This window comes from Nonomuraea cavernae (assembly GCF_040655715.1).
Classification (GTDB): domain Bacteria; phylum Actinomycetota; class Actinomycetes; order Streptosporangiales; family Streptosporangiaceae; genus Nonomuraea; species Nonomuraea cavernae_A.
In genome coordinates this window covers 26,049-38,635 of record NZ_JBFAKL010000037.1, presented here as the reverse complement: position 1 = coordinate 38,635, position 12,587 = coordinate 26,049, and the positions used below count along the sequence as shown (strand labels likewise).

At 70.2% G+C, this 12,587-nt stretch carries 16 protein-coding genes and 1 riboswitch; of the genes, 10 read left to right on the top strand and 6 right to left on the bottom strand.

The genetic code is table 11. The annotated features are described in order from the left end of the window. Positions 1 to 49: 49 nt before the first annotated feature. Positions 50 to 928: an Fpg/Nei family DNA glycosylase gene (locus AB0I38_RS36345; protein ID WP_358492425.1), complete on the top strand. Its 879-nt coding sequence runs from the start codon at positions 50 to 52 to the stop codon at positions 926 to 928. Here AB0I38_RS36345 and AB0I38_RS36340 read toward each other — a convergent pair whose 3' ends face one another. Then, on the bottom strand, positions 929 to 2,350 hold the full coding sequence (locus AB0I38_RS36340) for an MFS transporter (protein ID WP_358492420.1): 1,422 nt from the start codon (positions 2,348 to 2,350) through the stop codon (positions 929 to 931). A gap of 77 nt (positions 2,351 to 2,427) precedes the next feature. Here AB0I38_RS36340 and AB0I38_RS36335 point away from each other — a divergent pair, with 77 nt between their 5' ends. The 3 genes from AB0I38_RS36335 (at position 2,428) to AB0I38_RS36325 (ending at position 4,644) form a co-directional block, all read left to right on the top strand. Next, positions 2,428 to 2,859, top strand: a complete 432-nt coding sequence (locus tag AB0I38_RS36335; RefSeq protein ID WP_358492416.1) for a winged helix-turn-helix transcriptional regulator — start codon at positions 2,428 to 2,430, stop codon at positions 2,857 to 2,859. Continuing rightward, entirely contained in the window at positions 2,856 to 3,179 is a 324-nt protein-coding gene (locus tag AB0I38_RS36330) for a rhodanese-like domain-containing protein (RefSeq protein ID WP_358492412.1), read from the top strand. Before AB0I38_RS36335 ends, AB0I38_RS36330 begins: the two co-directional genes overlap by 4 nt. 26 nt (positions 3,180 to 3,205) lie before the next feature. Then, positions 3,206 to 3,320, top strand: a riboswitch (TPP riboswitch). Beyond that, entirely contained in the window at positions 3,310 to 4,644 is a 1,335-nt protein-coding gene (locus AB0I38_RS36325; RefSeq protein ID WP_358492407.1) for a purine-cytosine permease family protein, read from the top strand. It overlaps the preceding riboswitch by 11 nt. 23 nt (positions 4,645 to 4,667) lie before the next feature. On the opposite strand, the gene AB0I38_RS36320 is transcribed toward AB0I38_RS36325, so the two are convergent. Then, positions 4,668 to 5,228: a methylated-DNA--[protein]-cysteine S-methyltransferase gene (locus AB0I38_RS36320; protein WP_358492402.1), complete on the bottom strand. Its 561-nt coding sequence runs from the start codon at positions 5,226 to 5,228 to the stop codon at positions 4,668 to 4,670. 93 nt (positions 5,229 to 5,321) lie between these two features. On the opposite strand from AB0I38_RS36320, the gene AB0I38_RS36315 reads away from it, so the two are divergent. Continuing rightward, positions 5,322 to 7,190, top strand: coding sequence for an ATP-binding protein (locus AB0I38_RS36315; protein WP_358492399.1), 1,869 nt, complete (start codon positions 5,322 to 5,324; stop codon positions 7,188 to 7,190). A gap of 143 nt (positions 7,191 to 7,333) precedes the next feature. After that, positions 7,334 to 7,765: an ATP-binding protein gene (locus AB0I38_RS36310; protein ID WP_358492396.1), complete on the top strand. Its 432-nt coding sequence runs from the start codon at positions 7,334 to 7,336 to the stop codon at positions 7,763 to 7,765. Here AB0I38_RS36310 and AB0I38_RS36305 read toward each other — a convergent pair. Genes AB0I38_RS36305 through AB0I38_RS36295 form a run of 3 tightly spaced genes read right to left on the bottom strand, consistent with a single transcriptional unit; the run spans position 7,749 to position 8,838 of the window. Next, a complete protein-coding gene (locus tag AB0I38_RS36305; protein ID WP_358492392.1) occupies positions 7,749 to 8,396 on the bottom strand; it encodes a YidC/Oxa1 family membrane protein insertase in 648 nt (215 codons plus the stop codon). The two genes, AB0I38_RS36310 and AB0I38_RS36305, sit on opposite strands and share 17 nt — an antisense overlap. 48 nt (positions 8,397 to 8,444) lie before the next feature. Then, entirely contained in the window at positions 8,445 to 8,666 is a 222-nt protein-coding gene (locus AB0I38_RS36300; protein WP_358492387.1) for a DUF6412 domain-containing protein, read from the bottom strand. A gap of 1 nt (position 8,667) precedes the next feature. Then, a complete protein-coding gene (locus AB0I38_RS36295) occupies positions 8,668 to 8,838 on the bottom strand; it encodes a hypothetical protein (protein WP_189127457.1) in 171 nt (56 codons plus the stop codon). A gap of 94 nt (positions 8,839 to 8,932) precedes the next feature. Between AB0I38_RS36295 and AB0I38_RS36290 the strand changes: the two genes are divergently transcribed. Next, complete coding sequence (locus tag AB0I38_RS36290; protein ID WP_358492381.1) at positions 8,933 to 9,646, top strand: response regulator transcription factor; 714 nt, start codon at positions 8,933 to 8,935, stop codon at positions 9,644 to 9,646. Further along, positions 9,627 to 10,784 carry a sensor histidine kinase gene (locus tag AB0I38_RS36285; RefSeq protein WP_358492376.1) on the top strand — a complete coding sequence of 386 codons (1,158 nt, stop codon included), beginning with the start codon at positions 9,627 to 9,629 and terminating at the stop codon, positions 10,782 to 10,784. Before AB0I38_RS36290 ends, AB0I38_RS36285 begins: the two co-directional genes overlap by 20 nt. 34 nt (positions 10,785 to 10,818) lie before the next feature. Here the strand turns inward: AB0I38_RS36285 and AB0I38_RS36280 are convergent, their stop codons facing one another. Then, positions 10,819 to 11,223 (bottom strand): hypothetical protein, encoded by a 405-nt coding sequence (locus tag AB0I38_RS36280; protein ID WP_358492371.1) that lies wholly within the window; start codon positions 11,221 to 11,223, stop codon positions 10,819 to 10,821. A gap of 222 nt (positions 11,224 to 11,445) precedes the next feature. Between AB0I38_RS36280 and AB0I38_RS36275 the strand changes: the two genes are divergently transcribed. Continuing rightward, entirely contained in the window at positions 11,446 to 11,793 is a 348-nt protein-coding gene (locus tag AB0I38_RS36275) for an STAS domain-containing protein (RefSeq protein WP_189127379.1), read from the top strand. Between the two features lie 58 nt (positions 11,794 to 11,851). Next, positions 11,852 to 12,577, top strand: coding sequence for a glycosyltransferase family 2 protein (locus tag AB0I38_RS36270; RefSeq protein ID WP_436838814.1), 726 nt, complete (start codon positions 11,852 to 11,854; stop codon positions 12,575 to 12,577). Positions 12,578 to 12,587 lie beyond the last annotated feature (10 nt).

The window sequence follows — 12,587 nt, the reverse complement described above, 5'->3', positions numbered from 1 at the left end:
AGATTTCCACAGGCTGTGGACAGTGTGGTGCGCGCCGTACCCTGGTGGCATGCCGGAGCTTCCCGAAGTCGAGTCACTGGCCGGGTTCCTGCGCGAGCAGGCGGTGGGCCGCACCATCCTGGGCGTCGACGTGGTCGCGTTCCAGGCTCTCAAGACGTTCGACCCGCCGGTCAGCGCGCTCGGCGGGCTGACCGTCACGGGCGTGTCGAGGCACGGCAAGTTCCTCGACCTCGACTGCGACGGTCTCCACCTGGTCTTCCATCTGGCCCGCGCCGGGTGGCTGCGCTGGCGTGACGACCTCTCGGGCGCCAAGCCGGTCCGTCCCGGCAAGAGCCCGCTGGCGGTACGCGTACGGCTCGCGCCCGACGACGAGGGGCTGGCGCCCGGCTTCGAGCTGACCGAAGCCGGGACGCAGAAGCGCCTCGCCGTCTACGTCACGAAAAATCCGGATGAAGTGCCCGGCGTGGCGGCCCTCGGCCCCGACCCACTCGACGAGTCCTTCACCGTGGCGGCCCTGAAGGGCATCGTGGACGGCAACCGCACCCAGATCAAGGGCCTGCTGCGCGACCAGAAGATCATCGCCGGTATCGGCAACGCCTACTCCGACGAGGTCCTGCACGCGGCGAGGATGTCGCCGTACAAGATCGCGGCCACCCTCACCGACGCGCAGATCGCCGACCTGCACGAGGCCATCGTCACCACCCTGCGCGACGCGGTCGAGCGCGCGCACGGGCTGGCGGCCAAAGACCTCAAGGCGGAGAAGAAGTCCGGCCTGCGCGTGCACAACCGCGCCGGCCAGTCCTGCGACGTCTGCGGTGACACCATCCGCGAGGTCTCCTTCGCCGACTCCTCGCTGCAGTACTGCCCCACCTGCCAGACGGGCGGCAAGCCGCTCGCCGACCGCCGCCTGTCCCGCCTGCTGAAGTAGTCAGGCCTTGACGGCCAGCCGCTCCGAGGGCGGAGCGACCCGCTCGCGCACCCCGAAGGCGACGACGACCACGGCGAGCAGCGTGGCGGCCACCGGCACGGCCAGAGCCGTCCGGATGGCGTCCAGCCCGGCCTGAGGAGAGTCGCCGGCGCCCAGCACCGCCACGCTGACCGCCGTGACCGCCGACAGACCGAGCGCGGCGCCGAACTGGAAGGACGTGTTGATCAGGCCACCGGCCAGGCCCTGCTCGTGCTCGGCGACGCCGTCCGTGGCGGCGATGGTGAGCGGGCCGTAGACGAACGCGAACATGGTGCCGATCAGCAGCATCGAGGGCAGCATGGCCGCGTACGTCCAGTCGAGGCCGACTCCCAGGAACAACCCGTAGCCCACCAGCCCGATGAGCAGCCCACCCAGGACCACCCGGGCGTTGCCGTACCTGTTGACCAGCCAGGGGGTGAGCAGGGGCGCCAGCATCACGTCGGCGGCCGCGGCGATCAGCGCGAGGCCGGTCTGGAGCGCGGACCAGCCGCGCAGTTCCTGCAGGTACAGCGTGATGAGGAACTGGAAGCCGAAGAACGAGCTCGTGAGCAGCAGTGCCGCCAGATTGGCCCGTACCAGCGGGCCCGACCTGAGCAGCCCGAGGCGCACCAGCGGCGCGGCCGACCGTCGCTCGATCACCACGAACGCCGCCAGCAGCGCCAGCCCGCCCGCGAAGACGCCGGCGGTCAGCGCCAGGCCCTCACCTGGGTGTTCCAGGCGTACGACGCCGTACGCCAGCAGCATCATCGCGCCGGTCACGCACCCGGCGCCCGCGAGGTCGAAGCCGCCCACGGGACGGCGGTCGACCGCGGGCTCCTTCAGCACCGGGATGGCGACGAGCAGGAGCACCAGCGACAGGACGACCGGCGCGAAGAACACCCAGCGCCAGCCGATCGCCGTCAGCAGCCCGCCGATCACCAGGCCGAGCGCGAACCCGGCGGAGGCGGTGCCCGCGTAGACGAGCAGCGCCCGGTTGCGCTGCCTGCCTTCGGCGAACGTCGTGGTGATCAGTGAGAGCCCGGCGGGCGTCATGAAACCGGCGGCCACCCCGGTCACGAACCTGGCGACCAGCAGCACCCACCCCTCCGTCGCGAACCCGCCCAGCCCGGAGAAGACCAGGAAGACGCCGAGCCAGAGCAGGAACATCCGGCGCCGCCCCAGCAGATCGGCCGCCCGGCCGCCGAGCAGCAGGAAACCGCCGTAGCCGAGCACGTACGCGCTGACCACCCCGCTCAGCATGCCGGTGGAAAGCCCCAGATCGGCCCGGATCGACGGCAGTGCCACGTTCAGCATCGCGACGTCGATGCCTTCGAGAAAGATGGCCCCGCACAGGACCAGCAGCGCGCCCAGCGCGCGCCCGGACAGTCGGTCGGTCGCAGGCATGGTTCAACCCCCGGTTACTTGTAGTTCGGTCGGTTATTTCTTGTAACCAGGAGCATCCTGCGGCACCATGAGGTCCCATGGAAGACGGCACTTTCAAGTCACCCGGTTACTGCGAGGGCACCGTGGACGACTACGACGTCAGGCAGTGGGACACCAGGGAAGACTGCGAGGTCAGGCAGATCCTCGATCGCGTCGCCGACAAGTGGTCGCTGCTGGTCATCGCCCTGCTCGACTGCCAGAGCCTGCGCTTCACCGAGCTCCGCCGCGAGATCGACGGCGTCAGTCAGCGCATGCTCAGTGTCACCCTGCGTCACCTCGAACGCGACGGCCTGGTCACCCGCACCGTCCACCCCGTCGTGCCGCCCCGCGTCGACTACGCCCTCACGCCCCTCGGCCGCACCCTGCACCAGACCATCAAAGCCCTGGTCACCTGGACCGAGGAGCACCAACAGGAGATAGCCCAAGCCCGTGCCGACTACGACACCAGGCGCGAGATGATGGACGTATGACGGTTCCTGAGATCGACGCACGTGACCTGCCCGCCGACGTCTTCCTGCTCGACGTGCGCGAGCACGACGAGTGGGTGGCCGGCCACGCGCCCGAAGCCGTCCACATCCCGATGACCGAGATCCAGATCCGGGTCGCCGAGGTGCCCGAAGACCGGAAGGTCTACGTCATCTGCCGGTCCGGCGCCCGGTCGCTGCAGGTGGCGGCGTGGCTCAACCAGCTCGGCCGCGAGGCCGTCAACGTCGGCGGCGGCATGCGGTCATGGGAGTTCGCCCGGCGGCCGATGGTCAGCGAGACGGGGGGCTCTCCCTTCGTGGCGTGATCGATGGCATAATGCCGGTTGAAAATTACACATACCGCGGGAGCTCGGGGCGTACCGGGCTGAGAGGGTGACCGAGGCCGTCGCCGACCGCATGAACCTGTCCGGGTAATGCCGGCGTAGGGAGAGTGCGATGTCCTCTGTCGTCGACGAAGTTCCGCTGACCCTCGACGGAGAGCCCCCCAAGACCCTCGGAGTCCTCGACCAGGGTGCCCTGTGGGCCAACCTGGCGGTCAGCCTGCTGGGCTTCTCCGGAGCGTTGTTCCTGCTCAACCCCCTCGGCGACGCACCGCTGACCGTGACCGCCGCGCTGGTGGCCGCGCTCGTCGGCAGCCTGATCGGCACCGCGATGGTGGGCCTGGCCGCCATCCCCGGCACGCAGACCGGACGGCCGTCGATGGTGCTGCTGCGCGGCCTGTTCGGGGCGAAGCTGTCCTACATCCCGACCGTGCTCAACATCGTGCAGATGATCGGCTGGGGCGCCTTCGAGCTCTGGGTGATCTCCATGGGCGCGATGGCCATCTTCGGCGACGCCGTGCCGTACGCGGTGTGGGTGGTCGTGGCCGGCATCCTGACGACCGCACTGAGCATCTGGCCGCTCGGCTCGATCCGGCTGCTGCGCCGGTACGTCACGGTCGCCGTGATCATCTCGCTGATCTGGTTCGCGGTGGAGTTCCTGGGCGAGGCCACCCCGCAGGACGGCGGCTCCTGGACGGCGTTCGCGCCGGCCGTCGACTACGTGATCGCGCTGTCGGTCTCCTGGGTGCCGATCGCCGCCGACTTCGCCCGGCACTCCAGGTCGAGCCGGGCCGCGTTCACCGGCGTGGTCGGCGGCTACACCCTGGCCCAGGTGGCCTGCCTCGGGCTCGGCGTCTACGCGGTGGCCGTCGCCGGGACGGCCGCGGTGACCGCCGACAGCACCGCGGTGTTCGGCCCGTTCGTCGCGGCGCCGCTGGGGGCGCTGTTCTTCGCGATCCTCGTGCTGCGCGAGGCCGACCAGTCGTTCGCGAACGTCTACTCCACCACGATGTCGCTGCAGAACCTGATGCCGCGCGTCGACCGGCGGATCATCTCGGTCGCCATCGGCGTGCTGACCACTGCCATCGCGCTGGTCGTCAACGTGGCGTCGTACGGCGCGTTCCTGGGCGTGATCGGCGCGGTGTTCGTGCCGATGTTCGCGGTGCTCGCGGTCGACTACTTCCTGCTCGGCGGCGCCCGGCGGTGGAACACCGAGGAGGACGCCCCCGCCCGCTGGTCCATGCTGGTGCCCTGGGCGCTGGGCTTCGCCGCCTACTGGCTGACCACCTCGACCCCGACGGTCGAGCAGTGGGACGGCTTCTGGGCGGTGGCGCGCGAGGCGATCGGCTTCACCCGGGAGCCGTGGATGAACGGCGCGCTGGGCGCGGCACTGGTGGCGGCGCTGGTGACGCTGGCGATCGGCGCGATCAGGCGCGCGACTCGACGGTGATCAGGCGCGTGGCTCGACGGTGATCAGGCGCGGGACTCGATGGTGAGTAGGTGGCGCTTGGCGGCCGCGCCCCCGGGATAGTCGCCGAGCACGGCCTCGCCGGCCACCACCCGGTGGCACGGCACGATCACGCACACGGGGTTGGACACCACCGCGTTGCCGACCGCTCGTAGTGCCCGGGGCCGGCCGATGAGCTCGCCGATCTCGGCCAGTGTCGTGGTCGCGCCGTAGGGCACCGCCATCGTCTTCTGCAGCACCGTACGGGCGAACGGCGTGGTGAGGGCCAGGTCGACCGGCGTGGCGAAGGCCCGGAGGCGGCCCGAGAAGTAGGCGTCGAGCTCTCTGCGCACCGGGTCGAGCCGCCCGGGATTGGGCCCGATGAACGAGCCGACGTGCTTGACCACCCGCTCGAACACGATGTTCTCGTCGTCGAAGCTGCAGGCCACGGTGCCCTTGCCGGACACCGCGAGGACCAGCCGGCCCACGGCCCCGTCGTAGGTGCCGAACGCGATGTCGGGCGGCGCCTCCCCGCGGTAGGTGGTGGAGGTGACCCTGAGCAGTGCGTCGATGTCGCCGCTCGGCATTCCCTCACCCACTTCCCGCCCGGAGAGGCCGTGACCGCAGCGTATCGGACGGATCGCCCGACGGAAGCACCGCACCGCAGGCACTATGGAGGTGTGGGTGACGATTGGGCCGGGAGTGACGACGAGATTGCGCGCGCGGCGCTCGACAGCTCGCCCAACGCGATCATCTCGCTTGACCGTGACCAGACCGTGCTGGTCTGGAATCCGGCGGCGGAGCGGCTCTTCGGCTGGACGGCCGGCGAGATGCTGGGCCGCCGGGCGCCGATCGTGCCGGGGGAGCTGACCGCAGAGCACAACGCGATGCTCGAACACGTCCGCACGGGCGGCCAGGTGACCCTCCGCACCAAGCGGTTACGCCGCGACGGCAGCGTGGTCGATCTCCGGGTCGACGCCAGTGCGCTGCTCATGGGCAACACGGTGGCGGGTTACGTGTGCGTCCACCACCTGACCGAGGCCGACGAGGCGGCTCGCCACCGCATGGAGCGCCGGGTCAGGCTGGTACGCCGGCTCACCGACGTGGTCGGCGACATCAACGCCGAGCTGGAGCTGCCGGCCGTGCTCGACCGGATCGCGGCCAGCCTGACCGAGCTGACCGGCGCCGACGCCGGTGGGTTCGTGCTCATCGACGGCGAGCGGCTGCGCCTGATGAGCGCGCACCACCTGCCCGACTCGCTCAGGGGCGCGACCGCCGATCTCCGCACGAGCCTCGTCGACCGGCTGCTGCGCACCGGCAAGACGGTCCTGCTCGAGTCGGACGGGCTCGACGACCTGGTGTGGGCCCAGCTCGACGGGCTGCACACGATCGCCCTCGGTCTCGCCGCCGTCGGCGGCCGGCCCTATGGCGCGCTCTACGCCCTGTTCGCCAAGCGCAAGCCCGGTCACCTGGAGCTGGAGCTGCTGGAGCTGCTCGCCGGGCATGCCGGCATCGCCGCGGGCAACGCCATGGCCTACCAGGACGCGGTCCGCCAGCGAGCCCAGGAGCGGGCGGTGTTCGACGCGAGCGCCGACGGCATCGCCGTGCTCGACAGCGCGGGCCTGGTGACCCGGTGGAATCCCGCCGCGGCCGAGCTCACCGCGCTGCCCGGCGACGCCGTGGTGGGCGGCCCGCTGCCGTTCCCGTTGCCCGAGCCGGGCGAGAAGATGACCTTCCAGCTGGCGAACGGGCACTGGCTCGACGTGGTCAGCGCCGAGATCGAGGAGACCGGCGAGGTCGTCATCGACTTCCGCGACGTGACCAGGGCCAAGGAGCTGGAGGAGGCCAAGGACCTCTTCCTGGCCACGACCAGCCACGAGCTGCGCACCCCGATCACGATCGTGCGCGGCTTCGCCAGCACGCTCGACTCGCGCTGGGACAAACTGAGCGACGACGAGCGCCGTTCAGCCGTGCACACGATCGCCGAGCGGTCCCGCTCGCTGGGGCAGCTGATGGATCACCTGCTGCTCGGCGCCAGGGCGGGCGCCGACGAGGTGCCGGTCCGGATCGAGTCCTTCGACCTGGCCGAACGCATCCACGCCGCCACGCTGGGCCTGCCCGTGCTGTCCGACAAGCACCGGGTGGAGGTGGTCATCCCCGACGGGCTGCCACCCGTGATGGGCGACGCGCTGGCCACCGACATCGTGCTCGGCCAGCTGCTGGAGAACGCGTTCAAGTACTCACCCAAGGGCGGGCTGATCAGTGTCGAGGCCTGGCCCGAGGACGACTCGGTGGTCGTGGTCGTCGACGACGAGGGGGTCGGCATCGCCCCGGACGACCGCGATCGGGTCTTCGAACGCTTCGTCCAGGTCGACAGCGGCGACCGCCGGAGGTTCGGCGGCGTGGGTCTCGGCCTCTACATCGTGCGCAGCCTCGCCAGGGCCCAGGGCGGCGACGTGAGCGCGCATTCGCGCGTCGGAGGAGGCACCCGGATGCGACTCGTCCTGGCCGCCGCTCCCACTATCGGAACCGACACACCGATGCGGTAACGAGGTGGTCACGGTTGAGCTCATCTATCGTCCGATGTGTACAAGCTGTGATCGGGATGCGGTTTCTGGGGCCGAGTAACGGGGCATTTCGGTCGTACCGGGGAGTGTTCCCGCGGGGGGCACTGGGAGACGGGGAGGTGGGTGTGTCAAGCGTGGTGTTGCTGCCGTACGCGCCGTCCAGTGTCGCCGTTGCCCGCCAGCGTCTAAGCACTGACCTGCGGGATTGCGGGGTTTTCAGTTCCGCCATCGACGACGCCGTGCTGGTGGTCAGCGAGCTTCTCAGCAACGCGCTGCGACACGCGCATCCGCTGCCGTCAGGCATGGTCAAGGTCGCCTGGCTGCGTAACGAGGATCACATCGAGGTAGCGGTGAGCGATGGGGGCGCGGCCACGGAGCCGCGTGCGGGCCGCCCCACGTTGTCCTCGCTGGGGGGCAGAGGGCTGGGCATCGTCGAATACGTCGCGGAGAGCTGGGGGGTTCGCCACGAGGGTGACACGACGACGGTGTGGGCGATCCTGCCCGCTCCCGACGGCACGCTGAACGGGCAGGTCCACGCCCTCAGAGAGGCCGGCTAGCCAGCACGGCCCGCTCGCCCGCGGTCCACGCCGTGGAGATGAGCAGGTAGAGCCCCGCGGCCAGCGGCAGCACCGCGGCGGCCAGCACTGAGCCGAACGGCAGCAGCGGCATGACCCTGCGTAGCGCCTCCGGCTGCTCCTCGGGCATCGAGGCCCGGATCGAACGCGCGGACAGCCAGGCCACCAGCGCTATCAGCACGATGACCGCCGTAAAGACCGAAACCGGCCAACTGATCAGACCGTAATTGGCGATCATCCCGGCGACCTGTTGTCCCAGGGGGGCGCCCAGCAGATCGTGCCCGGCCAGCGCGGTGGGATGCGTGGCGACCCGGTATATCAACCACATGAACGGCAACTGCGCCAACCCAGGAAGAATCCCGGCGAAAGGCGAGGTGCCCTCCTTCGCGTAGAGCGCGGCGGTCTCCTCGCTCAGCCGCCGCGGATTCCGCGCGAACCGCTTGTGCAGCTCGCGTAGTTTCGGCGCCAGCCGTTCCCTCACTCGGGCGCTGCGCGCCTGTCTGACGCCCAGCGGGAGCAGGAGAAGCCGTACGGCCAGAGTGAACAGCACGATGGCGAGCGCGGCGTCGCCTCCGGCGACGCCGATGACGAACGCGACAAGAGAATCGATCATGAGCCCCTCGATCAGGAAGATGGATCGGGGCTCGGCTACGAGCCCCGCTCAGCCGGAAGCGGGGCTCGGTGAGGGTGCTCGTGGACGCGGGCGTCCGGCCGCGTCGGGATCGCGCTGGCGCTGGAAGGCGGTGCGCCGCGCGTAGACCAGCGGAAAGCCCGGCGTCGCGCGCCGGGCCACGGGCAGCATCCTGGCCGCCCAGACGGCCAGCAGCATGATCGCCATCATGGTGACGGCGATCAGCCACGGGTCGAACAGGAACAGCGTCATGTCAGCGCGACGAGGACTTGCCGACCATCGTGACCGCGATGAAGACCAGCAGGCCGACCACTCCGATGATCAGCGCGATCTTCAGCAGACCCACCACCATGGGCAGGATGAAGTTGAACAGCACGAAGAGCGCCAACAGGGCGCCCAACACGAGCATGATGACTCGACTCATGAGTCCACCGTATGTGCTGCGGCCATGATCCGCGAGGCTTACGAACCGATGACGTGGGTGTCGGTTCGGCCTCGTCCCGCCGTACCTTGAGGTTGTGAACACGCGCATCCTGGTGGTCGACGACGATCCGACCGTGTCGGAGGTGGTGGCGCGATACCTGGAGCGCGACGGGCACGAGGTCGAGTGCGTGGGCGACGGCGCGGAGGCGCTGCGGCGCGCGCTGGCCCGGCCACCCGACCTCATGGTGCTCGACCTCATGCTGCCCAAGATCGACGGCCTGCAGGTCTGCAGGAAGCTCAGGGAACGCTGGCCGGTCCCGGTGATCATGCTGACCGCCCTGGGGGAGGAGATCGACCGGGTGGTCGGCCTGGAGACCGGCGCCGACGACTACGTGATCAAGCCGTTCAGCCCGCGCGAGCTGGCTCTCCGGGTCCAGTCGGTGCTGCGCCGCGCGCGCGGCGCGTCCGTCACGGGGGGCACGGGCGTGCTGCGTGACGGCGATCTGGTGGTCGACGTGGGAGCCCACGAGGTACGGCTGCGCGGCGACGAGGTGCTGCTGACGGCGCGCGAGTTCGACCTGCTGGCCTACCTGATGCGCAATCCGCGCCAGGCGTTCAGCCGGTCGGCGCTGCTCGACCAGGTATGGGGCTGGTCGTTCGGCGACTCGTCCACCGTGACCGTGCACGTCAGGCGGCTGCGGGAGAAGATCGAGCCGGACCCGACCGAGCCGCGCAGGATCGTCACGGTATGGGGCGTGGGCTATCGGTACGAACCTCTGGAGACGGGCGATGAACGGGCCGATCATTGACCCGGGCGTCCACGGCCTGACGGTGGGCGCCACGGCGGTGCACGACCTGAGCCTGATCGTGGCGGTCACCGCCGGGCTGGGGCTGGCGGTGGCCCTGCTCGGGGTGTGGGTGATGTGGTGGCTGCGCACCCGCTCGATCGCGATGATGCTCGGCGTCGTGATGGTGGTCTCGATCGTGGCCACCCTGGCGGGCGTCGTGGCGATCACGCTGAAGATGATCATCGACGGCTCGGTCAGGGACATCGTGCTCAGCGTCGTCGCGGTCGGCGGGCTGGTGGGTTTCGGGGTCGCGTTCGTGCTGGCCAGGCGGGTCGTGGGCGAGAGCAGGCGGCTGGTCGCCGCCGTCCGAGACCTGCCCTTCACCGCGCCGCGCGGCCTCCCAGCCGAGCTGCAGACCATCGCCAACACCCTGCAGGAGGCGTACGCCCGCGAAAGCGCGCTGGAAGGCGCCCGCCGCGAGCTGGTGGCCTGGGTGAGCCACGACCTGCGCACCCCGCTGGCCGGCATGCGCGCCATGGCCGAGGCGCTGGAGGACGGGGTGGTGGCCGATTCCGAGACGGTCGGCCGCTACCACACGCAGATCAAGCTGGAGGTGGAACGCCTGTCGGCGATGGTGGACGACCTGTTCGAGCTGTCGCGGATCCACGCCGGGGCGCTCCGGCTCTCCCGGACCCGGATCGGGCTGGCCGACCTGGTGGCCGACACGCTCGCCGGGGCCGAGCCGCTGGCCAGGGTCAAGGGGGTGCGCCTGACCGTAGCCGCCGCCGAGTCGGTGCCCGTGGAGGCCGACGCGGGAGCGCTGGGCCGGGCGCTGGGCAACCTCGTGGTCAACGCCATCCGGCACACCCCGTCGGAACGCGCGGTCGTGCTGCGGGCGGCGGTCGACTCCGGGATGGCCTGCCTGTCGGTTTCGGACTGTTGCGGGGGGATACCGGATGACGACCTGCCCCGGGTGTTCGACGTCGCCTTCCGGGGAGAGGCCGCGCGGACCCCGACCAGGGACGGCGGGGCCGGGCTCGGGCTGGCGATCGCCCAGGGCATCGTCGAGGCCCACGACGGGATGATCGGCGTGGTCAACGAAGGCCCCGGCTGCCGGTTCGAGATCCGCCTCCCCCTGGTCGGCGGACCGGTCGGCTGACCCTCGGCCGCTCTTCGCGGCGGGTGCCGGTTCTTCAGGCGGACTCCGGCAGGATCGTGTCGGGCATCGAGCCGAACGACTCGGACATCGCCCGGTACGTCGGGCAGGGCCAGCGCCACATGCAGCTCCGGCACCGCAGGATCGGATGGGCGGCGTCACTGGTGATGCCCCCCGCGTCGCGCGGCTGGTGCAGGTCGAGCAGGCGCAGCCCCAGCTCCGAGAACGCGAGCAGATTCTCGCGGGCGCCCGAGAGGAAGTCGAGGTCCTCGACCGCGAGCCTGGTGCTGACGGGTACGTAGCCCTCGTGGTTGACGAGGTCACGAAGGCGGCTTGCCTCGTCGTGCCAGGAGGCGGCCTTGTCGGTGCGGATGAAGATGGTCTCCAGATGTTCGCGGAGTCGTTGGCGCTGAGGATCTTCCGGTTGATTTTCTGTGTTCATTGATACGCGGGCCATGGGTCTCGGCCCCAGCCCCTCCTTCGCGGTGAGGTGGTGACCGGATGCGGGGGGCGCCGGGGCGCCCCTTCCGGCCGTACCGGTGTCACAACGTCAAGCTTCGCGTACTCTGCGTTGCCGCGAAGCCTAAACGGATGACAAAAAGCGGGGGTTCACCTATCGGCGTGACAACGTGACCGGAAGGCTCGTCGCCGCTAGCCTGCCCCTGTGGAGCTCAAGGTCTCGACTCGATCACATGCCGGCCATGCACTCGTTGCGATCACCGGCGAAATCGACCTCTATACGGCACCCCACCTGCAGTCCGAGTTCACTCGGCTGCTGCAGGAGGGGCCCAGCCGCGTGGTCATCGACATGTCCGCCGTGGATTTCTGCGATTCCACGGGGATGAACGTCCTGCTGTCCGCGCTCAAACGCATGAAGGAGCAGGGAGGCGCGCTGGACGTCGCCGCCCCTCGCCCCGCCGTGCGTAAGATCCTGCAGGTCACCGGCCTCGACTCGGTCTTCACCGTGCACGACGAGGTGCCGCAGGAGTTCCTCATCGCCGAGGGATCATGACGGCGACCCGGCGCGGCGGGCCCCCGGGCGGCCGGGCGGCCCACCCGAGAAGCGAGGTGTGGTGAGCGACACAGCGGTGATCGTCCCGGCCAAGGACGAAGCCGACCGCATCGGCGCCACCGTCACGGCAGCCCTCACGCTGCCGGGCGTCGACCTCGTCGTGGTGGTCGACGACGGTTCGACCGACCAGACGGGCAGGGTGGCACGGGCTGCCGGGGCACGGGTGATCCGCCACAGCCGCAACCGCGGCAAGGCGGCCGCCATGGAGTCGGGCGCGGAGGCCGTGCGCCTGCTCGACGGTGAGGTCCCGCGCCACTTAGTCTTCCTCGACGCCGATCTCGGGGAGACCGCCCAGGCCGCGGCCGCCCTGATCGAGCCGGTGCGCGAGGGCAGGGCCGACATGACCATCGCCGTGTTCGCCACCCGGGTCAAGCTCGGTGGTCACGGCATGGTCGTCAGGCTCTCGCGCGACGGCATCCGCCGTGCCACCGGGTTCGAGGCGACGCAGCCGCTCAACGGCCAGCGCTGCCTGACCCGCGACGCCTTCGAGGCGGCCCGCCCGCTGGCCCACGGCTTCGGTGTGGAGACCGGCCTGACCATCGACCTCCTGCGCAAGGGCTATCGCGTGACGGAGGTCGAGGTGGAGATGGGCCATCGGGCGACGGGCACCGACTGGCATGCCCAGCTTCACCGTGCCCGTCAACTGCGTGATGTGGCGCTCGCTCTTGCTACCCGAGAGCCGGTAATCACCCAAAACCTCAACAAACTTCGCCCCAAGCGCTGATCCTTCCCCG

Excerpts from the sequence above, each read along its gene's own strand:
- AB0I38_RS36345 (WP_358492425.1), top strand. The coding sequence starts at position 50 with ATGCCGGAGCTTCCCGAAGTCGAGTCACTGGCCGGGTTCCTGCGCGAG.
- AB0I38_RS36340 (WP_358492420.1), bottom strand. The coding sequence starts at position 2,350 with ATGCCTGCGACCGACCGACTGTCCGGGCGCGCGCTGGGCGCGCTGCTG.
- AB0I38_RS36335 (WP_358492416.1), top strand. The coding sequence starts at position 2,428 with ATGGAAGACGGCACTTTCAAGTCACCCGGTTACTGCGAGGGCACCGTG.
- AB0I38_RS36330 (WP_358492412.1), top strand. The coding sequence starts at position 2,856 with ATGACGGTTCCTGAGATCGACGCACGTGACCTGCCCGCCGACGTCTTC.
- AB0I38_RS36325 (WP_358492407.1), top strand. The coding sequence starts at position 3,310 with ATGTCCTCTGTCGTCGACGAAGTTCCGCTGACCCTCGACGGAGAGCCC.
- AB0I38_RS36320 (WP_358492402.1), bottom strand. The coding sequence starts at position 5,228 with ATGCCGAGCGGCGACATCGACGCACTGCTCAGGGTCACCTCCACCACC.
- AB0I38_RS36305 (WP_358492392.1), bottom strand. The coding sequence starts at position 8,396 with ATGATCGATTCTCTTGTCGCGTTCGTCATCGGCGTCGCCGGAGGCGAC.
- AB0I38_RS36300 (WP_358492387.1), bottom strand. The coding sequence starts at position 8,666 with ATGACGCTGTTCCTGTTCGACCCGTGGCTGATCGCCGTCACCATGATG.
- AB0I38_RS36295 (WP_189127457.1), bottom strand. The coding sequence starts at position 8,838 with ATGAGTCGAGTCATCATGCTCGTGTTGGGCGCCCTGTTGGCGCTCTTC.
- AB0I38_RS36285 (WP_358492376.1), top strand. The coding sequence starts at position 9,627 with ATGAACGGGCCGATCATTGACCCGGGCGTCCACGGCCTGACGGTGGGC.
- AB0I38_RS36280 (WP_358492371.1), bottom strand. The coding sequence starts at position 11,223 with ATGAACACAGAAAATCAACCGGAAGATCCTCAGCGCCAACGACTCCGC.